19 protein-coding genes and 3 pseudogenes are annotated in these 25,109 nt (G+C 45.3%); 12 read left to right on the top strand and 10 right to left on the bottom strand.

Annotated elements, in window-relative coordinates:
- Positions 1-281 precede the first annotated feature (281 nt).
- Both C4S60_RS23585 and C4S60_RS18805 read right to left on the bottom strand, forming a co-directional pair.
- Positions 282-989, bottom strand: a complete 708-nt coding sequence (locus C4S60_RS23585; RefSeq protein WP_160111385.1) for a hypothetical protein — start codon at positions 987-989, stop codon at positions 282-284.
- A gap of 288 nt (positions 990-1,277) precedes the next feature.
- Entirely contained in the window at positions 1,278-3,254 is a 1,977-nt protein-coding gene (locus tag C4S60_RS18805) for an EAL domain-containing protein (protein WP_103881882.1), read from the bottom strand.
- A 677-nt stretch (positions 3,255-3,931) separates the two neighbouring features.
- Between C4S60_RS18805 and C4S60_RS18815 the strand changes: the two genes are divergently transcribed.
- On the top strand, positions 3,932-4,312 hold the full coding sequence (locus C4S60_RS18815; RefSeq protein ID WP_103881884.1) for a hypothetical protein: 381 nt from the start codon (positions 3,932-3,934) through the stop codon (positions 4,310-4,312).
- Between the two features lie 20 nt (positions 4,313-4,332).
- Here C4S60_RS18815 and C4S60_RS18820 read toward each other — a convergent pair whose 3' ends face one another.
- The gene (locus tag C4S60_RS18820) at positions 4,333-5,202 is read right to left on the bottom strand and encodes a sigma-70 family RNA polymerase sigma factor (RefSeq protein WP_103881885.1); all 870 of its coding nucleotides are present in this window, start codon (positions 5,200-5,202) and stop codon (positions 4,333-4,335) included.
- A 297-nt stretch (positions 5,203-5,499) separates the two neighbouring features.
- Between C4S60_RS18820 and C4S60_RS18825 the strand changes: the two genes are divergently transcribed.
- From C4S60_RS18825 to C4S60_RS18840, 4 genes are all read left to right on the top strand, one after another.
- The gene (locus C4S60_RS18825) at positions 5,500-5,835 is read left to right on the top strand and encodes an Hpt domain-containing protein (protein WP_103881886.1); all 336 of its coding nucleotides are present in this window, start codon (positions 5,500-5,502) and stop codon (positions 5,833-5,835) included.
- A 22-nt stretch (positions 5,836-5,857) separates the two neighbouring features.
- On the top strand, positions 5,858-6,451 hold the full coding sequence (locus C4S60_RS18830) for a CoA pyrophosphatase (RefSeq protein ID WP_103881887.1): 594 nt from the start codon (positions 5,858-5,860) through the stop codon (positions 6,449-6,451).
- A gap of 230 nt (positions 6,452-6,681) precedes the next feature.
- Entirely contained in the window at positions 6,682-7,932 is a 1,251-nt protein-coding gene (locus C4S60_RS18835) for an aromatic amino acid transport family protein (RefSeq protein ID WP_103881888.1), read from the top strand.
- 89 nt (positions 7,933-8,021) lie between these two features.
- On the top strand, positions 8,022-9,383 hold the full coding sequence (locus C4S60_RS18840; RefSeq protein ID WP_103881889.1) for an L-serine ammonia-lyase: 1,362 nt from the start codon (positions 8,022-8,024) through the stop codon (positions 9,381-9,383).
- 80 nt (positions 9,384-9,463) lie between these two features.
- On the opposite strand, the gene queD is transcribed toward C4S60_RS18840, so the two are convergent.
- Genes queD through C4S60_RS18860 form a run of 4 tightly spaced genes read right to left on the bottom strand, consistent with a single transcriptional unit; the run spans position 9,464 to position 12,597 of the window.
- Entirely contained in the window at positions 9,464-9,826 is a 363-nt protein-coding gene (gene queD / locus C4S60_RS18845; RefSeq protein ID WP_103881890.1) for a 6-carboxytetrahydropterin synthase QueD, read from the bottom strand.
- 59 nt (positions 9,827-9,885) lie between these two features.
- Entirely contained in the window at positions 9,886-11,013 is a 1,128-nt protein-coding gene (locus C4S60_RS18850) for a hypothetical protein (RefSeq protein WP_103881891.1), read from the bottom strand.
- Positions 11,014-11,017: 4 nt separating this feature from the next.
- Positions 11,018-12,016 (bottom strand): glycosyltransferase family 2 protein, encoded by a 999-nt coding sequence (locus C4S60_RS18855; RefSeq protein ID WP_103881892.1) that lies wholly within the window; start codon positions 12,014-12,016, stop codon positions 11,018-11,020.
- The gene (locus tag C4S60_RS18860) at positions 12,013-12,597 is read right to left on the bottom strand and encodes a hypothetical protein (protein ID WP_146060882.1); all 585 of its coding nucleotides are present in this window, start codon (positions 12,595-12,597) and stop codon (positions 12,013-12,015) included. Before C4S60_RS18860 ends, C4S60_RS18855 begins: the two co-directional genes overlap by 4 nt.
- A 305-nt stretch (positions 12,598-12,902) precedes the next feature.
- Here C4S60_RS18860 and C4S60_RS18865 point away from each other — a divergent pair, with 305 nt between their 5' ends.
- From C4S60_RS18865 to C4S60_RS18890, 6 genes are all read left to right on the top strand, one after another.
- A complete protein-coding gene (locus C4S60_RS18865; protein WP_103881894.1) occupies positions 12,903-14,522 on the top strand; it encodes a methyl-accepting chemotaxis protein in 1,620 nt (539 codons plus the stop codon).
- Between the two features lie 127 nt (positions 14,523-14,649).
- Positions 14,650-16,050, top strand: a complete 1,401-nt coding sequence (gene asnS, locus C4S60_RS18870) for an asparagine--tRNA ligase (protein ID WP_103881895.1) — start codon at positions 14,650-14,652, stop codon at positions 16,048-16,050.
- A 171-nt stretch (positions 16,051-16,221) separates the two neighbouring features.
- On the top strand, positions 16,222-16,530 hold the full coding sequence (locus tag C4S60_RS18875; protein ID WP_103881896.1) for a hypothetical protein: 309 nt from the start codon (positions 16,222-16,224) through the stop codon (positions 16,528-16,530).
- A gap of 268 nt (positions 16,531-16,798) precedes the next feature.
- Complete coding sequence (locus C4S60_RS18880; RefSeq protein WP_103881897.1) at positions 16,799-17,989, top strand: amino acid aminotransferase; 1,191 nt, start codon at positions 16,799-16,801, stop codon at positions 17,987-17,989.
- 122 nt (positions 17,990-18,111) lie between these two features.
- Positions 18,112-20,001 carry a putative nucleotidyltransferase substrate binding domain-containing protein gene (locus tag C4S60_RS18885; protein WP_103881898.1) on the top strand — a complete coding sequence of 630 codons (1,890 nt, stop codon included), beginning with the start codon at positions 18,112-18,114 and terminating at the stop codon, positions 19,999-20,001.
- Between the two features lie 9 nt (positions 20,002-20,010).
- Complete coding sequence (locus C4S60_RS18890) at positions 20,011-20,727, top strand: 3'-5' exonuclease (protein ID WP_167391002.1); 717 nt, start codon at positions 20,011-20,013, stop codon at positions 20,725-20,727.
- A 66-nt stretch (positions 20,728-20,793) separates the two neighbouring features.
- Here the strand turns inward: C4S60_RS18890 and C4S60_RS23975 are convergent.
- Both C4S60_RS23975 and C4S60_RS23980 read right to left on the bottom strand, forming a co-directional pair.
- Positions 20,794-21,963, bottom strand: a pseudogene (locus C4S60_RS23975) (methyl-accepting chemotaxis protein); the annotation flags it as partial.
- Positions 21,964-22,677 (bottom strand): annotated as a pseudogene (locus tag C4S60_RS23980) (PDC sensor domain-containing protein); the annotation flags it as partial.
- Positions 22,678-23,064: 387 nt separating this feature from the next.
- Here C4S60_RS23980 and C4S60_RS18900 point away from each other — a divergent pair.
- A pseudogene (locus C4S60_RS18900) lies at positions 23,065-23,474 on the top strand (LbetaH domain-containing protein).
- 41 nt (positions 23,475-23,515) lie between these two features.
- Here C4S60_RS18900 and C4S60_RS18905 read toward each other — a convergent pair.
- A complete protein-coding gene (locus C4S60_RS18905; RefSeq protein WP_103881901.1) occupies positions 23,516-25,087 on the bottom strand; it encodes a BCCT family transporter in 1,572 nt (523 codons plus the stop codon).
- Between the last annotated feature and the right edge of the window lie 22 nt (positions 25,088-25,109).

Raw genomic sequence — 25,109 nt, forward strand, 5'->3', positions numbered from 1 at the left:
CCTTTCTTTAAGTTTTAGAACAAAACGACCACTATTCCAACTACTGATCGTTTGTAATCAAATAGCTATATACTCAAGTGACCTCAAGATGTAGGACTCAGAGCTTCATCAAGGTGTTCAGTTCAAGGAAAATAGTTGAAGGAATGGCTATTCCCTTTCGAAGCTATTTGACGCAGAAATGAGCACCTTGATGAGCTCCCAAAGGGCGAGTTTACTTGGCTTATATGCTTTGTTAGCGATTTTCGATTTAGAGCCACTAGATCTTCAAATCACTGCCGCGCCTAGAAGCCAAGTAATTCTCGCTGAACAAGCATCTTGAGGTTACTTGAGTATAGTGCCCTATCAAGGCTATAGTGCAGTGAGGCGAGTATCTCAATTGGAATGGCAACGGCAATATTTACATATTCAACAGCGTCGGATATGCCATAGACATAAGCGCAGTCCAAACCAGAGTATTCGGGTTTATCAGGTAAGGTAAATGAACCATTTTCGTTTGCTTTGAGGTATCGACGTCCTTGCAGCTCGTAAACAACGTCCGCAAACAAAATCGGGCTCTGGCAAGTTGACACCAGATCCAATAAGTCCGTTTGTTGCAGGCAGCCATTTAACTCATTAAAGTTAAAGGTCTTAATCATCAGTTGATTCATCACATTCATATCGATGTCAACAATCGTCGAGGACGTATGTATGCTATCAATACTGGAGATCTCGACCTCTAGCTGACATTTTGTAGAGTAGACCAGTCTTCCGTGTTCCACTCTAGTTGAGGCGATTACACAAAAATCGGACGACAAATGACAGCTGTAACCGGTGGTGATTGGTATTGCTTTGCTGATACTGGCTTTGTTGCTCACCGAGATTTCGTGGTTTACCGCATCCATAAGTTGGGTTCTAGGAATCACCACGGTGCCATCAGGCAGCACGGAATGTGCTATGGAGTTAATAACTGCAGGCTTTAACTGAAACTGCTTCGGGACTGGGATTGCCACACCTTTATATAAGTGGCACCTCACACAAAATGAAAACTGATTCAAAATGCATCGCAAAACGATCGGCTTATCGCTAGCGGACAGGGGCTGATACGCGTAAATCCCACAACCATAATCTTTGAACACTCCAGAGCCTTGTTCGCACCACACTTGTTGCGGAATTACATCCAATATTAGTCTGTGACTCTCTACTAGATAGGCCCATGAAAACACAAACAACCCGCTTTCAAATCTGATCAGGTGTCGGGAGTACCCTGTATCTTTCATCGCAATACCCTTTTTTAATACTCAATGAGTTTGGGTGCGCAGCGGATACTTTAGTTCTTGCCTGATTTGGCCAGCCGACATTGGACGGTAGAAGAAATAGCCCTGAATATAGTCAACGTCAATGGATTTAAGAGTTTCAAGCTCAGAAGCTTTCTCTACTCCCTCTGCCACAACTTTAATGTCCAAATCATGCGACAATTGACGTAACATGTTTACGGCAAAATACTTCTGCTTAATCGCATCGATATCCGAAATAAATTTTCGATCAATCTTCAATTCATCAAAATGAAAATCACTAAAATATGAAAATGATGAATTACCAGTGCCAAAATCATCCACCGCTATTTTTACGCCTGCTGCTCGTATTCTCTCCAGTAGATTCGAGTTGTTGAAGTTATTCTCAAAGTAAGCAGTTTCAGTAATTTCTATAGTCACCTCACTATTTTCAAGAGGCGAATTGTCCACCAACTTAAACAATTCCTCCAGATGTGTGTAGTGCTTTCCAGAGTCTGCCAAAGAACAGTTAAGCGACAAATCAAGTTTGTAAGGCACTACCTGTTTAATTTCTACGAATTCAGAAATGGCTCTTTCGGCAACGATAAGGTCTAATTTGGAAATTAAGTTAAGCTCTTCTGCTAGATGAATCATCTCTTGTACCGTGTAAGAAACATCTTTAAAACTGAACCTGCACAATGCCTCCAGTTTGACGACCTGACTGGTTTTGATGTCAACAATAGGCTGAAAATGAACATCTATGCCGTTATTTCTAATCGCGTCGATAAGAAGTTGTTCCAGTCGTCTCTTGCGTATGTTCGCTTGTACCATTTTCTCATCGTAGAAATTGACGCTACTCGAACTTGAATCATGCAAGTACATGGCCTGAACAGACTGTGAGATCACCTCGTCCATATTGGCCCGATTAAAACCATGAAGTGCGACACCGATTTGTCCGTCAGCGATATCATTCACAAGGTGATCATCTAAATATTTGCGTAGCCCTTTGAAGAACTGCTTAATGCGCACATTGACGGTTCGTAACTCATTGATATCATCCTGTCTGATCGTAATCAGTACAACAAAAGTATTTCTTCCCAGATACCCAAAGCTGTCCATTTCATGAAAAGATTTGAGCGCACTGAGCACCTTATTCCTCGATTGGCGTTCGAGTTCACTGTAAAACCTTGGTTTAAAACTAAGAATTATGTGTTTGCCACCTTTTTTGGAAAGTTTACTGGCACTATGGCGAAATGCGACCTCGTCAAGAATCTCCCCTGATACCAGTTTGATGTCTTTGATATTGCTCGTGTCTTCAGCCGCTGAATGTTGCTGGCCGAAGAAACTGTATACGTACATCAGACTGTTATCAGACAATGCGAGCCTTTTAACTCTGACGGTTTCAAGATGCACTTCCGACTCTCGAGAATGAGTTATCATTGCCCCTTTCCAAACACCAAGCAGTTCGATCATCCCCTTAAATGCCTTGATGTGTTTCTCGTCGCTTTGAAACAGAGGAGTGTCTGCAATGTCTCGACCCACGATACTGACAATTGACACGTTATGCTCATAGCACAGCCGAGTGTTCGCAAACAATACCTCATGGTTTTTGCTAGTAATCATGATGCCACGCGAAGGATCGTCCAACAGATGCTCCACGACAGCCAGAGACTCGGTGTTCCGATCAACCGTTGACAGCAACTGAACACTGCCTTTTACTGAATTATCAGCTATCAGATAAATCTCAAACTTCACCACCAATAGCTGTCCCCGGGAAGTTTCAAGGGCGACTGGCAGGGCTGTAGGTAGTCCATTGAACTGCACGTCGCGCACGGACGCCAAAATTTGATTAATGTTCGCCATGGATGGCGCCATAATAAGCTGCGCATTACTTCGAAAGCCCAACAAATTTTGCCAAAATGCCCCGGATGATACCGACGAGGTCACCTCAGACAGATGTTCAGACCAAAACACCTTATCGGCTTGTTCCTTCTCGGATAGCATGCATTTCTCACTTATTTATCAAAACCGCCAACTGGTCATACTATTAAATTAGAAGGTTTTTATATGAAATCAAACCAATATTCGTAGCAATTAAAGTTGATTAACAGACAATCCATTCTAGGTTGTAGGAAACAGGCACAAGGAATATGATCGTGAGCTATCTTTATGTTGAAAACATTTATGATGAACAATACTGCATGATTCCTCCACCCAGGACCCAGCTAAGCTTGGGCGATATCCCAGAAGAGGAACTGGAGATAAGAGAAATACTGGAGTGCTGGTGCAAGACGGGTCTATCACCATATATTGACGCGCAGTTAAGTAAGCACAATTATTGGCAGCAAGTTCGCGTTTTTAGTCGATTAAGCCGCACATTAGACACGTTATTTAGATGCAGAGCCTACTATTCTGCCGCGAAAAGAATCATCTCACTTTGGGAAGTTAATTCACTGGAAAAGCAATATCTCGACTACTTGTTAACCAAACATTCAACCTGCCACAACTCAGAAATTCGACAAATACTATCAACATTTTAATTGGATATACCCAAGTGATTTTCGCTAAACCAAGCATCTCAAGGTGACTTGGGCATATATCATTCATCTTTCAAACTCATTAATAGCTCACAGTTATCAGCCATGCTATTCTTTAGTGGTAGTAAGCAGCCAGACTGATTCATGTATAAATACGTCAATGACAAATTCGATTGCGAATATAGCCAACCCCTTCCGACTCAGGACTCATACACCGAGGAGGAGTTGCCTATTGAAGAAATTGAAGTGAGAGAAATGGTTGAGGCTTGGTACCAAAGTGGCTATATGCGTGTTTTTGGGGCAAACGATGAAAGTACGTCAGGTGGTAAAATGGCCCAGTCGCTCCGAACTCGCCAGACAGAAGAGCGCCTGACTAAACTCGAAACAACCCTGACGCACGTTCTCAAACATCGATCGTATCAGGCGGCCTTCCAACGCCTGCTGACCACATTAGAACCATCTCCTGTAAAAGAGCGCCTCAACTATTTGTTGAGCAAAGTAAAAAAGCAAGCTATTCGCCACTGAGCATTAGCAGCAAAGCCAGGTTAACCTAACCAACCATCAAACTGGAGCTTGTTTTGCAATTTATTGATACCTTCTTGTTGTAACTGACGCACTCTTTCCTTTGATAGCCCAAACATATCGCCAAGGCTGTCCAGAGTCAGCACCTCCTTACCAAACAAGCCAAATCGATGAATGACGATATCGCGATACTTGTCTGGAAGTGACAGAACTAACTTTTCAAGGCTTTGATGCAGTTTTTCATTGTGACAAAGGTCATACGGTTCAGGGATCGCCTCTGAGCGACAATTTTCAAGACTTTGGTACTCTTTGTCAGCGATATCGACCGATGCACTGGACTCAATAAAACCACTCATATGGATTAAGTCGCTGACGTGTGACTGAGTTCTTGCGGTCTTGTCGGCGATTTCTTTAACTGAGGGGGAGCGTTTTAGATCATTGACAATCTCCTTAGTTTGCCTGGATAGCCGATTGATTTCTTTTATCACGTGGACAGGGAGCCGGACCGTTCTCCCCGTATTCATCAACGAGGACTCGATACTTTCCCGGATCCACCATACTGCATAGGTGCTAAATCTGAATCCTTTATCGGGCTCGAACTTATCTATCGCCTTTATCAACCCAAGGTTGCCCTCTTCGATAAGATCTAGGATGGTATGATTACTCAGCCCTCTTTTGGTGTAACTGCGTGCTATCTTGACGACCAATCTAAGGTTGGATTCAATTAGTACATCTCTGGCACTCTTATCTCCGCTTCGTGCCAACGTGGCATAGTGATATTCCTGTTCAGGCGAAAGTAAATCAATACCGACAACCTCATGAATGTACTGTGAGTAAAAATCGGTACTTTTTGTATCACTCGGATGATTAAGCCTTTCTATCCTTGCGCTCATGATCAAACTCCTATGATTTATCGCGCCCCTAGCCAACTTGTTATTATGATGTGATCTGGACCGCACAGTAAGCATAGACGCGTTTAAGTTATGCATCAAAATTTACACCGATATGATCATAGAGATTTCATTATTTTTAATTAAAAAGTTTAAATTTCCTTCCATTTCACCAGCTCCGTTTAGATGGACACCACGAAAGTAGATGGAAAGCCAAAATCTGTACTATTCTTGTAACTAACTGAAGTAGATAGAATATATAATTAGAAGTCAGCGCATTGGCGGTAAAGGGGAATGGAAATGATCAACTTTGATGTGTTACGCAGCTATATGGATGACGATGAGGACATAATTCAGGCAGTGTTCACGGCATTCTTAGAGGAACACGAAGACGGTTCAGATAAAATCCTGTCACACTATACAGCGCAGAACTGGAGTGATTTATTTCTTACCGCCCATTCTCTCAAAGGTATCCTATCTAGTTTTGGTGAATCCGATACAGTAGCCAGATTGCAATCCATTGAAAATGCGACCAGAGACGGTATCGCTCCCCACGAAGACGACGTACAACATGTGATTAAAGGACTTGCAGTAATAAACCAGCAGGTTATCGATTACCTTGCCTCGGCCAGTTAACCAAGGGCTAGCAGTACAAATAATGACCAAATATGAATTTCTAGAACGATTTCAGCTTCATCAACTTGCCGACTATCATGCGAGTTCAAAAATACGCACAGCCCATATCCGCATGGATAACCTGAGACAAGCAAGTGTTCTCATTGGTTTGGTCGAACGCAATAACCGATTGAATGTCATCTTAACCAGACGAGCTCAACACCTCAAACATCATCCGGGTCAGGTAAGCTTCCCTGGTGGAAAAGTAGAAAAAAATGACAGAACGATTATCGACACCGCTCTTAGAGAGGCAAAAGAAGAAATAGGGCTCCACTATGAACAGGTTTCCGTGATTGGTCAGCTTCCTAAACTGGTCACAGTCACAGAATTTCATGTCACACCTGTTTTGGCTTTTGTTGACAGTAATTACCAGCCTGTCATTGATGCCAATGAGGTGGATACACTCTTTGAGGTTCCGTTGGAATTCCTCGCGCGCGCAGAAAATATGTCTGCTGTTAACTTCACTGTACGTGGGGCCACTCACCGAGTCTTGTCTATTCCCTATAAAGAGCACTTCATTTGGGGCGTCACAGCACAAATTATTGAAAGTTTACAAACACAGTTACAACTAAGCTAACAATATTACAACCACAGCCAATCGTTTGCTCAAACTCTCATTAGAAAAACTAATGGCAATACTTAGTCAAACTAATCTCTGGCACGTAAAAAACGTGACCCAAATAACGAAACCATCATTAGTGTCAATATCCCAACACAAATCATGACCTAGATCTAATTTTTGCGTGAGAAAAGCATGCAAAATTGCCCCCGACTTATTTCCTGTTCCCAAAAAATGAGTATCAAACTATGACTACCACAACTACTGCGGCAGCGAGCCGCTCTACGTCCAAGTGGACCTATAAAGATTTCACCTGGGCCCTCTCACTATTTGGCACAGCGGTTGGCGCTGGCGTACTTTTCCTTCCAATTAAAGCAGGTGCTGGCGGTTTCTGGCCATTAGTTATCCTAGCCCTAATCGCAGCACCAATGACTTGGTTTGCACACAAAAGCCTGGCGCGCTTCGTTCTTTCTGCTAAGAATCCAGAAGCAGACATCACCGACACAGTAGAAGAACACTTTGGTAAAACAGGTGCGAACCTCATCACTTTTGCTTACTTCTTCGCTATCTATCCAATCGTACTAATCTACGGTGTAGGTATCACAAACACCGTTGATTCATTCCTGGTAAACCAAATGGGTATGGAATCTATTCCACGTTGGTTGCTATCAGGCTGTCTGATTGCGGCAATGACTTGTGGTGTAGTATTCGGTAAAGAACTCATGCTGAAAGCAACTTCAGCGATGGTTTACCCTCTAGTATTCATTCTATTAGCGTTGTCTCTATACCTTATCCCTGATTGGAATACATCAATGATGAGCGTGAGCCCAGACTGGGGTTCAATGCCTTCAGTTATCTGGCTAGCGATTCCTATTATCGTATTCTCTTTCAACCACAGCCCAATTATCAGCCAGTTCTCTAAAGAACAGCGTCGTGTCTACGGTGAAGATGCAGTTAAGAAGACTGACATGATCACTGGCGGTGCAGCGATGATGCTAATGGGTTTTGTCATGTTCTTCGTATTCTCTGTCGTTCTGTCTCTATCTCCAGAACAACTGGCCATCGCACAAGAGCAAAACATCTCTGTTCTTTCTTACCTGGCTAACGTTCACGAATCACCACTGATTTCTATCCTTGGTCCTGTTGTAGCGTTCGCAGCAATCACTTCAAGCTACTTTGGTCACTTCCTGGGTGCACACGAAGGTCTTGTCGGTCTAGGTAAATCTCGTTCTAAAGCGCCAGTTTCTATGATCGAGAAAGCGTCTCTACTATTCATCGTTATCACTACTTGGATTGTAGCTATTATCAACCCAAGCATCCTGGGCATGATTGAAACCATGGGTGCGCCAATGATTGCCGCTATCCTATTCTTGATGCCTGTATTCGCAATGAAAAAAGTACCCGCTATGGCGAAGTACAAAACATCAGCGCCTGTACAAATCTTTACAGCAATCTGTGGTATTGCAGCAATTACTTCTGTAATCTACGGCGCTTTTTAATTGACTTTGTCAGTTGAACATCTCGATTAAACAATAACGATAATATAAGCCTCCATGTACTTTGGGGGCTTTTCTAGAGGTAAATCAGTATGATCAGTGTTTTTGATATCTACAAAATTGGTGTTGGACCTTCAAGCTCTCACACCGTAGGCCCGATGAAAGCTGGTAAAGAATTCATCGATGACCTGCGCTCTATGGGTAAGCTAAGAGACATCACCAAGATCACTGTAGATGTTTATGGATCACTATCACTGACAGGGAAAGGTCACCACACAGATATCGCAATCATCATGGGTTTAGCTGGTAACTCACCAGAAAAAGTCGACATCGACTCAATCCCAGGATTTATTGCCCGTGTTGAAGAAACAGAGCGTCTTCCAGTTGGCATGCACTGTCACACCGTTGCATTTCCTCGTGACGGCGGCATGAACTTCCACTCCACCAATTTAGAGCTGCACGAAAACGGCATGCAGATCCACGCTTGGATCGATGACGAAAAAGCGTATTCAAAAACTTACTACTCTATCGGTGGCGGCTTTATTGTTGATGAAGAGCACTTCGGAAAAGAAGAAGTATCGGCATTAAAAGCCCCTTATGAGTTCAACTCAGCGGAAGAACTGGTAGAGCTGTGTAAAGAAAACGGCCTATCAATCAGTACATTGGTTATGGCTAATGAGCACGCTGTACACTCTGATGAAGAGACTCGTACTTACTTCGCCAATATTTGGAAAACCATGCGTGAGTGTATGGAACGCGGTATGAACACTGAAGGTATTCTGCCAGGTCCTCTGCGTGTTCCACGTCGTGCAGCAGCACTTCGTCAACAATTGATCACATCAGAAAAAACCACAACAGACCCTATGTCAGTGGTTGACTGGGTGAACATGTTCGCTTTTGCGGTAAACGAAGAGAACGCAGCAGGTGGCCGTGTTGTTACCGCTCCAACCAACGGTGCTTGTGGCATTATTCCAGCGGTGCTTGCTTACTACGACAAGTTTATCCAAACCGTAACCGAAAAAGACTACATCCGCTACTTTGCAGCCTCTGGTGCAATCGGTGGATTATACAAGCAAAATGCCTCGATCTCTGGTGCAGAAGTAGGTTGTCAGGGTGAAGTTGGTGTTGCATGTTCTATGGCGGCGGCTGGTCTTGCTGAGCTTATGGGTGGAAGCCCGGAGCAGGTATGCATGGCAGCAGAAATCGCAATGGAGCACAACCTTGGTCTAACTTGTGACCCAGTTGCAGGGCAAGTTCAGGTACCGTGTATTGAGCGTAACGGTATTGCAGCGGTTAAAGCGATTAACTCTACTCGTATGGCTCTACGTCGTGCTTCTGCACCACGTGTTTCATTGGATAAAGTTATCGAAACCATGCTAGAAACCGGTAAAGACATGAATGCCAAATACCGTGAGACTTCTCAGGGTGGTTTGGCAATCAAAGTGGTCTGCTAATAAGCAAATCCCAATAACAAAAAACCGAAGCCTGAGCTTCGGTTTTTTTATGGTCTTAGTAACGTTTAACAGCTAGCGATTTATTCGCCTTTGTAGATACAACCTGCAGTACACGTTTCTTTAATTTCTACTTTGCTTAGTAATGGAAGGCTTGGCTTCAACTGACCCCAGATCCACTTGGCAAGCACTTCGCTTGTCGGGTTCTCAAGACCTTCAATATCATTCAGATAATAGTGGTCCAAACGGTCATAGATAGGTTTAAACGCCGCTTTGATTTCTGCAAAGTCCACTACCCATCCTGTGTGCGGGTCAACTTCACCTTCTACGTAGAGACGCACTAAAAAAGAGTGTCCATGTAAGCGTCCACACTTATGACCTTCAGGAACATTTGGAAGATGATGAGCAGCTTCGAACATGAACTCTTTATACAACTCAGTTTTCATAGGATATCTCTGATAAAAAATGACAGGCAATCCTACTGAAAACCGAGCCGTATCTCAAGCTATACCGTAAAGAATACGCTGGAGAAAAAGCCAATAGTAAAGAAGGTAGAGACCGCTGCACCTACTAACAGCACGGGCATTCGAGCTTTAGGAAACCGTTCTAACAGCATCATGATCGCCAGATAGGTTGGATACAGACCAAATATGTATCTGGGCATAGCGTTAACCCCTGACGAAAGTGGTATTAACAAGTTGATCAGCATAAATAGCGCTTCAGCGTATCGTTTTCTAAACCACAGGTAGCCATTGAGAGCAAATCCCCCAAGAGATACCAAGGCCAGATAGAGTTTTGCCCCACCTTTCTCAACGCCATAAACCAGCCACTCCAGCGGGTTGCTGAATACTCGACCCCAGGCAATTTGTATGTGGCCAAATGCCAACGCATCTCCCATATGAAAATGCAAATACGCCATGTAAGTAAAAAAGGCCAGAGGTATCAACCAAATGGCAGCCAATACCGACAGTGCATTATTCCTGAGCCGGAAAAAGCTGGATGTACCGTAGGCCTGTATTCCAAAAACCAACACCGAAAATACCAGCATGATACCCAGGTTACGGGTAATTGCAGCCACCAGCCCCAACAGCCCGGCCAACCACCAGTTCTGGCGATAGCAGGCAATAAACACCCCACTAACCAGCGCGATATACAAGGGTTCAGAGTACCCCGACAAGGCGTAAACGGTATAAGGTGAAAAACACAATAACCAAATAGCCACATCCTGGATTTCATCACTAAATCGCAACTGCTTAAGCGCCAGCAAGAAAACGGCAACGCTGATAAAAAAGGTGAAATTAGAAACCAGAATCAAGGCAAAGTTCGTATCGCCTACTATCCATGACACCCACTTTCCTAAGTAAGGTGAGACGGGCATAAAGGCCCAGTTAGCGGCATTGCCTCCTTTCATGTAACTGGGTACCAAGGCATAGCCATCGTCTGCGATGCGCTGAAACCACATACAGTCAAAGCGGCAGATTTGTTGCCAGATGTCCAGCTCGGCTACGGTTTCTGGGTTATACACGTGTGTGCCGATCAATCCCACGCTGTAAAACACCACTCGACTGACCAAAACAGCAAAGAAGATCGTCAGCCACTGCTGCCTGGAAATTGTAAGATTTGGTTGTTGCATCCGGTTAACTCGCTTTTGACTGTTGTGCTTGTTCTGCTGATTGTTCGCTGGTTTGATAACGACCGTATACGCCTTCGATCAGATAAATAGGTCGCTGCTTTAGTTCTCGATACATACGGCTGATATAGCCTCCAATAATGCCCAACGAAATAAGCTGAATACCGCCCAGAAACAGAACGACGCTAATAGTTGACGCATAACCCGGAGTTTTGATTCCAAAAAACGTTGCACCGATGATAATTTTCAACATGAACAGAAAGGCCAACACGGAAATCGCGCAACCGATGAAGCCCCATATCCGCAGTGGCCACGCTGTAAAACTAAAGATACCGTCAACAGCGAAGTTCCACAGTTTCCAGTAATTGAACTTAGTCTCTCCAGCCACTCTCTCCGGTCTCTGAAAATACACACCTGTTGAACGAAATGCTGTCCAGGCCAACAGACCTTTCATAAATCGGTTACGCTCCGGCAATTGCCTGATGGCCTCGATAACCGTTCGGTCGATTAGACGAAAATCGCCTGCATTTTCGGGGATCTTTGTTTCCGACGAAATCCAGTTGAAGAATCGATAAAATCCGCCAGCAGTAAGGCGTTTTAAGAACGTATCTTTTGAACGATCGACACGCACACCATAGACGGTATCCCACTCTCCGGTCTGCCAAAGTGCCAGAAACTCCAGAATAAGCTCCGGAGGGTCTTGCAAATCCACGTCCATAATGACGCACGCATCGCCTTGAACATGATCAAGCCCCGCTGTCATGGCTGATTCCTTACCAAAGTTGCGCGCCAGGTTGACCAGAGTGACTCTTGAGTCCGAATGAATGACCGATTCGATCACCTGTCGAGTACTGTCATTGCTGCCATCATTGACAAACACAATGTCCAGTCTCTCTCTGATGCTACCCAATGCGTTATCCAATGCAGCCATAAAAGGCACAATGGACGCCTCTTCGTTAAATACGGGCACTAAAATCGACAAGATGTAATTATTGATATTTTTCATTGCGTCATCTCCGCGACAGAAATCTGCGTCACACTGAGGCTTGCCAGGGTTTCAATTTGCAAGTGCTGCAACGAGGCGTTTTGAACCAGTGTCTTTGACGGCAATATTCCTTCCAGAGTATCCATATCGAGAGGCATTAATCGAACCTTGTTGATGCCATCAAAAGACGCATATACCGGCTCCGTGATAGATTGATCGAGCGTCAATTGAATACGGATCGGATGTATGGGCGTTTTGTCGAAATTGAAGAACACTCCGCCGCGGTGAGACAACCCCCTGCCCTTGCCATCGGCCAGTGGCTCCCAACCCTGACGACTCAAGTATGGTGACTTGTCCTGCGCTCTAACGATCCCTGAAGCAGGCCATAGCAGGTCGAGGTTTCCTTTGGCCCAGTACAAGGTTTTTTTCTCAATATAGTAAGTTCGGTAAGCCGTCGAAACATTCGGGTGGGCAGCCAGGAACAATACCCACAAATAGTAAGATGAAAGACAGGCCAGCAATAAGATGACCAGGGGCCGAGCAAGTTTTCGCTGTCCGAGTAGTTGTCGGTTTTCTTTTGATTCAATAGGTTGTGCAGACATGTTCAATAACATTTGGTTACATAGAGGTTCGTTTTACGCTCCACGCCCGGTTACGCTGTCAGTATTGAGTCAGAAACTGATAAAGATTCTATGGACAGTCAATGGATGCCCTGAGTTTGCTTTGCGAGGTGAATTATTACCAAAAACAATGAAACACACTGTTTAGCGTATTGATTCTCATAAATGGGTCAACTTGCATAAAAAACCATGAGCATTGCGAGGTTTTTTGCATATTGATCTTCCTTAACTTATTGATATTAACTTACCATTCACCAAGTCAGTCATTATCATTAACAATAAAAACTATGCGACTCTCAATAACTAATAAACTCCTCATTGCACTAATCTTAGTCTTTGGAACCGTCGTCATCGCCTCGACGACCTATCAGTACAACCAGCAGCGGGATCTTATCTACTCCGTACTAGGCGAACAGCTACACGACAAAGCCAGTAATTACTTTGATAGTCTGAACATGATGATGATCACTGGGACTATGGCGCAAAAAGAAACCTTACGTCACAAAGCGCTGGCACAAGAGAACATTGAAAACGTACGAGTGCTGCGCGGCGAAGCAGTCAGTAAGCTGTACGGCAGTGGCCTCGACAATCAAACCGCACTGGATGCCATCGATCAACGAGCTCTTATGGGAGAAACCGTATTAGAACGCTTCAACGCTGAATGGGGCAATGGTCTGGTTGTTGCGCTGCCAATGCGCGCCAGCGAAAACTATCGCGGTACAAACTGTATTGCTTGTCATATGACTCAAGAAGGTGAGGTCTTGGGAGCAATACGGATTGAGTACAACCTAAGTCACGTTAACTCCATGATCAATAAGAGAACAGCCATTGCTATTGCCATCATGGCAACCATCGCCTTTCTGGGCTATCTGGCAACCATCTTTATTACCCGCCGTTTTATCGTGGGCCCGGTTCAGAAAACCTCTCAATTTATGACCCGAGTGAGTCAAAGCAAAGACTTGTCTATTCGACTGGAAAAAGGACAGAACGATGAGGTGGGTGATTTAGCGACAGACATCAACGCATTTTTGACCACCGTTTCTAACAGTCTGGAACAGGTTAAAACAACCGCTCACACAGTCAGTAACAACGCGGATAAACTCACAGCCATTGCTGAAAGCAACGAATCCACAGCCAAACGTCAACTGGACGAAACAGCATCTGTCGAAACCAGTATGCACTCTATGAAGAGTCAACAATCTTTAGTCAGCGAGGAAACGCTGCGTGCTTCGACTTTGATGCAACAAACCTGTGAATTAACAAAGCAAAGTAGCCATGAAGCGCAAACCGCTAGCAACGACATCGAATCTCTGGTTCAGGACATTTCGCAGGTATCCGTTCACATTTCTGAACTGAATGAACAGACTGAGCAGGTCTCCGCCATTTTATCGATCATCAAAGGTATTGCCGATCAAACCAACCTGCTGGCACTCAATGCGGCCATCGAAGCAGCCCGTGCTGGAGAACAGGGCCGCGGTTTTGCCGTCGTGGCGGATGAGGTACGTTCATTAGCCAGTCGAACAACTGAGGCTACCAACGACATTGAAACCATCATAGCCAAATTTAAGCAAGGAAGCAGTTTCTCTGTAGAGGCCGTAAATCAGGTGTCTGAGACTGCACACCAACGTGCAGACGAGGTGCAGGCTCTTGCAGCTAAGATGCAACATGTTGTGGAACAAATTGAGTCAACAACCAGCATCGCAGCTCAGGTTCAAAATCAGATACACCAAAATACTGTCACCAGTGACGCTGTGGGACAAAAAACCGCAATCATCACCAAGCATGCCAACGAGGCGTCAGAGTCAGCGACTCAAACCCACCAAATTAGTATGGATTTGCAGCAACTCTCCCACCAACTGGATACATTACTGAATCAATTTATGCTGAATAACCACAATAAAGGTTGAACCATGAAATTTGACAGGTAATATGTCTGCTTGAAATGAAATTTAGTAACAGCCCAATGTTGTGATGGCTTTTTAGTCAATATCATCATTGGGTTGTATTGTTACCTCCATGGAGAAGATTAATAACATGACTTACGCGCCTGTAACTGACGTACTAAGCGGTAAGCTAGCTGTAGACAGTGAAGTCACTGTACGCGGCTGGATCCGTTCACGTCGTGATTCCAAAGCTGGAATCTCTTTCCTTGCCATCTACGACGGCTCTTGTTTCGACCCGATTCAGGCCGTGGTCCCTAATAATCTTAATAATTACGAAGAAGAAGTCCTAAAACTGACAACAGGTTGTTCAGTTGAAGTGACAGGTACCATCGTAGAATCTCCAGCAAAAGGCCAAGACTTTGAGCTTGCAGCCACTAACGTTAAAGTAGTGGGCTGGGTTGAAGACGCCGATACTTACCCAATGGCTAAAACTCGCCACTCTATCGAGTATCTACGTGAAGTTGCACACCTTCGTCCACGTACCAACGTGATCGGTGCGGTTGCACGAGTTCGTAACTGTCTGTCTCAAGCGATTCACCGCTTTTATCACGAGCAAGGTTTCTTCTGGACGTCAGCGCCGCTTATCACAGCATCTGATGCTGAAGGCGCAGGTGAAATGTTCCGCGTTTCTACACTAGACCTAGAGAACCTGCCTCGCACTGAAAAAGGCGATGTCGATTTCAACGAGGACTTCTTCGGTAAAGAGACATTCCTAACCGTATCTGGTCAGCTAAACGCTGAAGCATACGCTTGTGCACTCAGCAAAGTGTACACGTTCGGTCCTACTTTCCGCGCAGAAAACTCAAACACCAGTCGCCACCTGGCGGAATTCTGGATGGTTGAGCCAGAGGTTGCATTCGCAGACCTTGAAGACGTAGCTAAGCTAGCAGAAGACATGCTGAAGTATGTATTCAAAGCAGTACTTGAAGAGCGCCGTGATGACCTTGAGTTCTTCGCTCAGCGTATCAACAAAGAAGCCATTTCTCGTCTAGAGCAATTTGTAGATGCTGATTTTGCGCAAGTTGACTATACCGACGCGATCCAAATCCTTCTAGATTCTGGCCGCGAGTTCGAATTCCCAGTTGAATGGGGTATCGACATGTCTTCTGAGCACGAGCGCTACCTGGCAGAAGAGCACTTCAAAGCACCAGTTATCGTTAAGAACTACCCGAAAGACATCAAAGCATTCTACATGCGTCTGAACGAAGATGGCAAAACGGTTGCAGCGATGGATGTTCTGGCACCAGGTATCGGTGAAATCATCGGTGGTGCACAGCGTGAAGAGCGTCTGGACATCCTGGATGACCGCATGCGTGCGATGAACATCGATCCTGAGCACATGAACTGGTATCGTGATCTACGCCGTTACGGCACAGTCCCACACGCAGGCTTTGGTCTCGGTTTCGAGCGCCTGGTCTCTTACGTGACGGGTATGGCTAACGTACGTGATGTAATTCCATTCCCACGTACCCCAAGAAGTGCCAACTTCTAATCGCCACCAATTCTGTGAAGGCCACCCTATCGGGTGGCCTTTTTTGTATGTATCTAAAAACTCGAAATTTGAACGCTAACTTTGCATTTTCTAACGCAATTTAAGGTTGGTAATTGTTTAATCTCCCACTACATTTAGAGTGTTGGCGTTACTTAATTAAGAGGTGTCACAATGGGCAAATTCACAGATAAAGATATTGAATATTATGGCGAAACCGATGGTGTCCATAAGTGGGAGACATCCAATGGTTATCCCTATTACTGGCATCCTGACTGGTTGCATGTTGCCGAAGATGAAATGGGGCTTCACCCCAAACAACCACTTGAGGTTGGCAACAGCGAGGAAGCAACCAAAGAACATGCTGCCGGAGCCATCGTAAAACATATGAATGAATGGATGAAAAGCAAACTCGACAAACATCCTGAAATCGAAGACGAAGCTGTCGAGTCAGAACATAAACTCAAAGGTCACGACGACTAAGTCAGAGCCATCTGCAACATTTCCACAAACGGCTGCCGAGCCTCTCTGGCTCGGTAGTTGCCACTAAACCCTGCCCTTATCGTCCTCATTGCCTAATCTTTTCATACACAAATAATGAATTAGCTGCCTTTTCTGTTTCAAATCAAAATAATTTTTGGTTTTCTTCTTTAATGTAGTTGTCACATATAGCCTTCAAAGGTATAAATAGGCTGTTGTCGTTTGTTAACAAACGTTTTGATTGCCCCTTCAATTAACATGGATGAAGAATATGTTTGAAAAAGTTGTTGCAGCACCCGCCGACCCAATCCTAGGTCTGACAGAAGAGTTTAAAAAAGATGCTCGCGCTGAAAAGATCAATCTAGGTGTTGGTATCTACAAAAACGAACAAGGTGAGACCCCTGTTCTGGCTACCGTAAAAAAAGCTGAAGCAGCCCTTCTGGAAACAGAAAAAACCAAATCTTACCTGACCATTGAAGGGACGGCGGAATACGGTCTGGCAGTACAAAAACTGTTGTTCGGCGCGGATTCTGACATTGTCACCCAAAAATTAGCAAAAACCGCTCAAGCACCAGGTGGTACAGGTGCACTTCGCGTTGCGGGAGAGTTCATCAAACGCCAATTGGGTGAAGTGAAGATCTGGATCAGTAATCCAACTTGGGCCAACCATAACGGCGTATTTACTGCAGCCGGCATCGAAACTGCTCAATACCGCTACTATGATGCTGAAACAAAAGACAAAGATTTTGCAGGTATGGTGGCCGATCTGGAACAGGCTACGGCAGGCGACATCGTACTATTACACGGCTGCTGTCATAACCCTACGGGCATAGATCCTACAAGTGATGAGTGGGAAGTACTGGCTAAGCTTGTCGCCGACAAAGGATTGATTCCACTGTTCGATTTCGCGTACCAGGGCTTTGCCAAAGGCGTAGAAGAAGATGCACAAGGGCTGCGCACTTTTGCTAAGTACAACAAAGAAATTTTGGTTGCGAGCTCTTTCTCTAAGAACTTTGGTCTCTACAACGAGCGTGTAGGTGCATTCACTCTCGTAGCGGCTTCAGAAGAGATCGCAACTACTGCATTTTCTCAAGTGAAAAGCATTATTCGCTCTATCTACTCGAACCCACCAGCTCACGGTTCAGCGGTTGTTACGCATATTCTAAACAACGAAGCGCTACGTGCAGAATGGGAACAGGAAGTAGCAGAAATGCGCGACCGTATTCAGGAAATGCGTGAACTCTTCGTTGCTACTCTGAAAGCAGAAGGGGTTGCGGCAGATTTCAGCTTCATCGAGCGTCAGAATGGCATGTTCTCCTTCTCTGGCTTAACCAAAGAACAGGTTAACCGTCTGAAAGAAGAGTTTGCTATCTATATCGTTGGTTCTGGTCGTATCAGCGTTGCTGGTATGACGAAATCAAACATGGGTCCTCTATGTAAAGGGATCGCTGCCGTTCTTTAAGCTCATAAGCTTAAGAATCAATATGTTAGATTTTTAAAATTGGAAATAAAAGGTCAGCTTCGGCTGACCTTTTCTGTATCTGCGTGTAATATTAAATGATCGAATGACAACTAAGGCCTCACATGGACGCAGAAATCCTCGAAATCCAGAACTTCCTAGCCTCTCACCCTCCTTTTGACGAACTACCAGAAGAAACCGTCGTCTATGCTTCACAACACGTGGAGATTGCCTACTATCGTCAGGATACCCCGATCATTCACTTTGGTGATGACATCCACGACCTCTATATGGTCAGAAGTGGCGTGGTCGAAATCTATCGGCGTAAAGGTGAACTATACAATCGTCTCGATGAGGGCGACTTATTCGGGCAAATGGGTCTTCTGACCAACAACAAAGTACGCTTCCCAGCTAAGGCTGTCGAAGACACGTTAGTTTATTGTTTGCCCGCTGAGATATTTCAGGAGTTGTACGACGGATTTGATGTCTTCGCTGACTTCGTTGAAGTGGAGGACACGGTACGTTTGCGCCAGGCGGTCTCCAGTAATACCAATGAAAACGATTTGACCACATCTAAAGTTCGGACTTTGCTCACCCGAGATGCGCCTACTATCGAGCGTTCTAGCTCGATTCAGAATGCCGCGAAGTTAATGGCCGAAGAACAGGTATCTTCCCTGCTGATCATTGATCCCGAAGTCGTGGACAACGACGAAGATGATACGTCTCCTGTTCTTGGGATCATCACTGACCGTGACTTATGTACCCGGGTACTGGCGGAAAACCTGGATCCTCAGGATGAAGTGGGCAATGTCATGTCTACCGATGTCATTTCCCTCGACCACAATGCCTACGTTTACGAAGCCATGTTAACGATGCTTCGCTACAACGTTCACCATTTACCAGTACTCAAGAACAAAAAGCCGATTGGCATTATCGAAACAACGGACATCGTCCGTTATGAGTCACAAAACTCTCTACTGCTAGTTAGCAGCATTTTCCAGCAGCAGAGCGTCGAGGAACTGAAGACATTGTCTGAACAGGTCAGAGACAGTTTCGTTCGCTTGGTGAATGAGGATGCTAATGCTCACATGGTGGGCACTGCGATGTCTGTGATAGGGCGTAGCTTTAAACAACGTATTATTGAACTGGCAGAAGAACAACTGGGTCATGCACCTATCCCATATTGTTTTCTTGCACTAGGTTCAATGGGCAGAGACGAGCAATTGATTGTCACCGATCAGGACAACGCCATCATTCTTGACGATAGCTATGTCGAGGAAAAGCATGGCCAGTACTTTGAAGCGTTCTCCAAGTTTATTTGCGATGCACTAGCAGATTGTGGCTACAGTTACTGCACCGGTGACATTATGGCGACCAATCCGGAATGGCGCATGACACGCAAAGAGTGGGAAGCATGCTTCTCCGACTGGATTGATGATCCTAATCCTAAGGCACTGCTTAACGCCTCTATTTTCTTTGATTTAGACGGTGTGTATGGAAAGCTAAAATGGGCCGAGCAGCTCAATAGCTTTATTGTCCGACGAGCCAGACGCAATAATCGATTCCTCGCTTGCCTGGCTCGTAACGCGTTAAACAGAAAGCCCCCTCTTGGTTTCTTCAAAGACTTTGTGATGGAGAAAGATGGTCGTCACAACAACTCGATTAACCTTAAACGCCGTGGTACCGCCCCACTGGTGGATTTAATTCGGGTACATGCGCTCGCTGTAGGCTCTCGCTCCACCAACTCATTTGAACGTTTGGATGATATCCACGAGGCAGGCATTTTACCGAAAGGGAGAGCGCGAGACCTTAAAGATGCTTTGGAGTTTATCTCCATGGTACGTATTGCCCATCAAGCTATCGATGTGGAACAAGGCATCGAACCGGATAACAACATTGAACCTGAAAATCTGTCGGACTTTGAACGACGCAATCTCAAAGACGCATTTCAGATCCTGAGTAATGGGCAGAACTTCCTTAAATTCCGCTATCAGGCCAACAACAGTTTCAAGTAGGAACCCATGATCAAAAAATTGCTTCAGGCTCCTTCAGTACAATGGCAGCACAAGTTTTCCGTCCTTGCAGAGCGAGCGAATGACAGCAGGCTACGGACATTCTACTCCGCCGGGCTCCCTGGCGAAGATACGCCTCTATCGGAGGTCCCGTTTGTCGCGTTGGATTTCGAGACCACCGGATTGGATCCAGACAAAGAAGGTATACTCTCCATTGGTCTGGTGCCTTTTTCTGCATCTCGAATTCGCTTAAGGGAAGCAGCGCACTGGACCATCAGACCCAAAGCTAAGTTAGAAGAAGAGTCCGTCATTATTCATGGTATCACTCACAATGATATCCTGGATGCCCCTACTCTGGATGACATTCTGGGTGAAGTATTGTCTGCGCTGGCAGGAAAAATTATTGTGGTTCACTACCGGCCGATAGAGCGGGGTTTTCTGAACAGTGCTTTACAGCGGATGATTGGCGAAGGTATTGATTTTCCGGTTGTTGATACGATGCAGATTGAGTCCGATTATCAGGCTAAGCAGACAGCGGGAATCATCAATAAGCTCAAAGGGAAACGAGCAGATTCGGTTCGACTGGGTCAGACTCGTCGACGCTATGGATTACCCGACTACCCGCCACATCATGCCCTGAATGATGCCATTGCCACAGCGGAGCTGCTTCAGGCGCAACTGGCTTATCACTTCGAAGGAAACCATACCCTCGGAGAACTTTGGTTATAAGACTTCGGAAAAATAAAACCACTCCCCTGGTTCTGGAGGAGTGGTTTTAACTTAAATGACTGGCGATTAAATTTTAAATCGGCCGATCTCTTTTTCAAGTTTTTGCGATAGATCGGATAGTTCCACCGCTTGCTGCGCTGCTTCTTGCGCTTCTTCGGCCAACTCGTCTGACACATCTCGAATGCCTTGAGTATTGCGGGTAATCTCAGAGGTTACCGATGCCTGCTCTTCTGCTGCTGTTGCTATCTGTGCTGCCATATCGCTGATTTGTTCTACCGCTGCATGAATTTGTGTCAAACTCGCCGCGGCGCAGTTTGCATCGTCCACACTGGTATCCGCCAATTTACGACTATCATCCATGATTCCTACCGCTTTAGTCGTTGTTGCCTGCAGCGTCTCAATGGTACTTTGAATTTCCTGAGTAGAAGCATGAGTACGTTGACTCAATACACGAACCTCGTCGGCCACGACCGCAAAACCACGTCCCTGCTCACCCGCTCGTGCTGCTTCAATTGCTGCATTCAACGCCAGCAAGTTGGTTTGTTCAGCAATATCCTGAATAGTAGATAAGATCGTATTGATGCTATTTCCATGTATTTCAAGCTCCTGAATGACACCCGTCGCGACTTCGACCTCCCTTGCAAGATTCTCAATCGAGCTCTGAGTCTGGGAAACTTGTCCAGCGCCATGATTGCTTGCACCCACTGCCTCTGAGGAGTTCGATGCAGTCGTATCCGCATTGTTGGCGATCTCTTGGGTGGCTGCTGCCATTTCATTGATCGCGGTCGCAACCATGTTGATTTCATCTTGCTGAGTTTGAATGCGCTGGCTGCGAACGCGGGCATGCACCGCCGTGTCTTTCGCCTGTTCACTTAGTGCCAGTGAGACATCCTTTAAATGCATAACGGTCTCATGCATATAACTGACAAAGGTATTGAAGTTTCTTGCTAGCTGACCGACTTCATCGTTACTGCGAGGCTCAAGGCGCTGAGTCAGGTCGCCTTCTCCAGATGCAATTTCTTTTAGTGCCTTTGATACTCGTGCTAAATCGGTCACCAGGAAACTCATTAGCCATGAAGCCACCAGAGCAACAAGAATGAGGATGACGACAGATGTAATGATCAACTGAGTCAGTGCCGTTTTGTGACCAGCAAGCTCCGTCGCCTTATCGAGTTCAATCGCAAACACCCAGTTCGTTCCCGGAATATTAGTGAAGAACATTAGTTTTTCGGTACCGTTAAGCGTCAACTCCAGAATTGAATTATCCGCAGCTCTTTGTTGGATACTCTGAATATTCAGTCCTTGACCTAATGTACTTACCGGCTCAAGCAACAAGCCTTTATTCGGGTGTGCGAGAAAAGTACCATTAGACAAATCGATCAACATGGCACTGGCGTTGCGACCGACATTCAGGCTAATTACATCATCGATCAGTTGATCGATAAGCACGTCTGCGCCAACAATCCCCATCAGGCTACCATGTTGTTTCACAGGTTCAGCGATAGTAACAAGTAGCGCATTGGTAATCGCGTCCTGATAAGCCTCAGTAATGATTTGTTTATTCGCGGCCTGAGCATCCTGATACCATGGACGAGTTCTCGGATCATAATCTGCGCGATTTCGCTCAGGATGGGAGCGGTACATTTCTCCAGCTGGTGTTCCAAAGAAAATGTCGTCAAAACCACCCGCTATACGTGCTTGCTGTAAATAGGGAACTTTGTCTTGCTTGTCCGCAAACCCGTTGAACGCTGAAGCGATACTCTTGCGAATATCAACCCAGCTCTTAATACCTTCTACTGCTGCGTAGGAGACGTTATGAGCCCGCGCGACGATTGCAGCATTAGTTTGTGTTGATAGCTGATTAGCGGCGAGTATGGTTAAAGCGACTGCCATCAGAACAACCGCACTTAAAGTGGCGGCGATTAACTTCTGTCGTAATGATAAGTTCATAGGTTATTATTCTACTTTTTGTGAGTTTGTTATAATTATAATTGCCAAGAGACATTAGGCTACGCGTGCATATTAACCATAATCTCCAGCAAAATCGAGCGACAATACATTGACTTAAAACAACTTTATATCGGCATTTAATTGACGCGAACAATTATTGAATCAATTTATTCATTTCTATAATTCTTGAAAATTGATTCAATACGACATAATCGACCAACTCCCATTTTTCTTTAGGACATCGACATGTATAAAGGCTACTTTCGACAATTTGCTTTTGTCGTCGTCATTACTTACCTGAAACAACCTCGTATCCTCTTGCTATCGCGGATGCCTTTTGGCCGCTACTGGCATATTTAAACCATACGACCACTAGTGAGAATTCCGATGAACAATAAGCATTGGACTCAACTTGAGCAGCTTCATCAAACGGTGAGCAACAAAAACATCCATATACGCGGTACACATAGCTACTATAGTCACGCGTATGACGAAGGTTTTGAGGCTTCCGCCGTGCGTTATATGCATGGTGACGATCATGCCAGGCGTGTCTATTAGGGAGGGCGCGGTAAACGCAGCAAATAGCGTGGTAACAAAGGATGTGTCTCCCCCACACTACAGTTGGCGGCATCCCTGTAAAAATACTCAAATCTCGCTTTGATTCAGAGACGACACAGAGATTACTCGACCTCAATATCTATCAATGGGATACAGAGAAATTTGATACGCTGAAACCATTCATTTGTGCAAAGAATATTGACGCGCTGGAAAAGGCGCACCTATGTTACGGTGCATAAAAAAAGAGCGGCTTAATGCCGCTCTTTTCATTGCTTTTTATCTAGTAACGCTCGGTCTTCATACCCATTAGCAAGCTCACGCACATCATCAGTAGGATAACGGTAAATGGCAATGCCGAAGATATTGCACCGGCCTGTAGCGCTTGAATGGCTTCACTGCCACCAATCCATAGTAACGCCACAGCGATTGCCCCTTCCAGAAACGCCCAAAAGACACGTTGAATGACCGGAGCGTCTACCTTGCCGCCAGCCGTAATGCTGTCGATAACCAGAGAACCTGAGTCAGAAGAAGTTATAAAGAATACCAAAACCAGAATAACGGCAATGATAGACAACAGCGTTCCCATTGGCAGTGCGTCAAACATTTGAAACATCGCCAGTGGAACATCCCCCAGGCCGTTTGCACCCAAAGTGCCTACCTGATTAACAACCTGATCAATGGCCATACCGCCGAAAACCGACATCCAAATCACGGTTACTGTAGTAGGTACAATCAGGACTGCGGTAATGAACTCACGAACTGTTCGACCTTTTGACACACGCGCAATAAACATGCCCACAAATGGTGACCATGAGATCCACCAAGCCCAATAGAAGACTGTCCAGCCGTGCATCCAAGCCTCATCTTCCCGGCCATGTGGATTACTCAAAGGAATGATGTTCTTAAGGTAAGCAAACAATGTATCCGGAATAGCAGCGAATGTAACCGCATAACCAATGATCGCGACCAGTATCAGCAGAAGAAAAGCCACCAGCATGTTGATGTTACTGATTACCTTAACACCACCGTCAATACCGCGTAGAACCGAAACCACAGCCAACAAGGTAACTACTGCAATCACAATAATTTGCAGTGTCATTCCCGACTCGATGCCAAATACATGATGAATACCACTCGCGGCCTGCTGAGCACCAAGCCCAAGAGAAGTGGCAAGACCAAACAAGGTCGCCAGTACCGCCAGAATATCAACGATGTGACCCGCCCAGCCCCACGCTCTATCTCCAAGAATCGGATAGAAGATAGAACGCATGGACAGTGGTAGCCCTTTGTTATAAGTGAAAAATGCCAGCGAAAGAGCGACTACGCCATAAATAGCCCATGGATGAAGTCCCCAGTGGAACATAGTTGCACCCATCGCAAGCTCTCGGGCTTGTTCTGTATTGGCTGCAACACCCAGAGGCGTTTCGTACCAACCGGTAAAATACGCAACCGGTTCAGCCACACTCCAGAACATAAGACCAATGCCCATACCCGCTGCAAATAACATCGCAAGCCAAGACATAAACGAGTAGTCTGCCACTGCATCGGTCCCACCGAGGCGGATCTTACCAAATGGCGACACGATCAAGGCTAAACAGAATACGACAAAGATGTTGCCAGACCACATAAACAACCAGTCAAACTTATTGATGATTGACCATTTGATACCATCAAGTGCCGATTTGGCGGTTTCCGCATCAACCACAATGGTAAGCGCCAGAAGAAGAGCAATGAAACCTGCGCTGATTCCGAAGACGGGGTTATGCACATCAAACCCCCATTTTTGGACATTATCTTGTCCAATCGTATAGTCAGTACTATCAATACTGTACTTATCAATACCCTTTGTCATTAATCCTCACCATGACCAATTT

It is taken from the genome of Vibrio hangzhouensis, from assembly GCF_900107935.1.
Classification (GTDB): domain Bacteria; phylum Pseudomonadota; class Gammaproteobacteria; order Enterobacterales; family Vibrionaceae; genus Vibrio; species Vibrio hangzhouensis.

What these genes read in the sequence shown, in the direction of transcription:
- C4S60_RS18805 (WP_103881882.1), bottom strand. Translation starts at nt 3,254, where the DNA reads ATGCTATCCGAGAAGGAACAAGCCGATAAGGTGTTTTGGTCTGAACAT.
- C4S60_RS18815 (WP_103881884.1), top strand. Translation starts at nt 3,932, where the DNA reads ATGTATAAATACGTCAATGACAAATTCGATTGCGAATATAGCCAACCC.
- C4S60_RS18820 (WP_103881885.1), bottom strand. Translation starts at nt 5,202, where the DNA reads ATGAGCGCAAGGATAGAAAGGCTTAATCATCCGAGTGATACAAAAAGT.
- C4S60_RS18825 (WP_103881886.1), top strand. Translation starts at nt 5,500, where the DNA reads ATGATCAACTTTGATGTGTTACGCAGCTATATGGATGACGATGAGGAC.
- C4S60_RS18830 (WP_103881887.1), top strand. Translation starts at nt 5,858, where the DNA reads ATGACCAAATATGAATTTCTAGAACGATTTCAGCTTCATCAACTTGCC.
- C4S60_RS18835 (WP_103881888.1), top strand. Translation starts at nt 6,682, where the DNA reads ATGACTACCACAACTACTGCGGCAGCGAGCCGCTCTACGTCCAAGTGG.
- C4S60_RS18840 (WP_103881889.1), top strand. Translation starts at nt 8,022, where the DNA reads ATGATCAGTGTTTTTGATATCTACAAAATTGGTGTTGGACCTTCAAGC.
- queD (WP_103881890.1), bottom strand. Translation starts at nt 9,826, where the DNA reads ATGAAAACTGAGTTGTATAAAGAGTTCATGTTCGAAGCTGCTCATCAT.
- C4S60_RS18850 (WP_103881891.1), bottom strand. Translation starts at nt 11,013, where the DNA reads ATGCAACAACCAAATCTTACAATTTCCAGGCAGCAGTGGCTGACGATC.
- C4S60_RS18855 (WP_103881892.1), bottom strand. Translation starts at nt 12,016, where the DNA reads ATGAAAAATATCAATAATTACATCTTGTCGATTTTAGTGCCCGTATTT.
- C4S60_RS18860 (WP_146060882.1), bottom strand. Translation starts at nt 12,597, where the DNA reads ATGTCTGCACAACCTATTGAATCAAAAGAAAACCGACAACTACTCGGA.
- C4S60_RS18865 (WP_103881894.1), top strand. Translation starts at nt 12,903, where the DNA reads ATGCGACTCTCAATAACTAATAAACTCCTCATTGCACTAATCTTAGTC.
- asnS (WP_103881895.1), top strand. Translation starts at nt 14,650, where the DNA reads ATGACTTACGCGCCTGTAACTGACGTACTAAGCGGTAAGCTAGCTGTA.
- C4S60_RS18875 (WP_103881896.1), top strand. Translation starts at nt 16,222, where the DNA reads ATGGGCAAATTCACAGATAAAGATATTGAATATTATGGCGAAACCGAT.
- C4S60_RS18880 (WP_103881897.1), top strand. Translation starts at nt 16,799, where the DNA reads ATGTTTGAAAAAGTTGTTGCAGCACCCGCCGACCCAATCCTAGGTCTG.
- C4S60_RS18885 (WP_103881898.1), top strand. Translation starts at nt 18,112, where the DNA reads ATGGACGCAGAAATCCTCGAAATCCAGAACTTCCTAGCCTCTCACCCT.
- C4S60_RS18905 (WP_103881901.1), bottom strand. Translation starts at nt 25,087, where the DNA reads ATGACAAAGGGTATTGATAAGTACAGTATTGATAGTACTGACTATACG.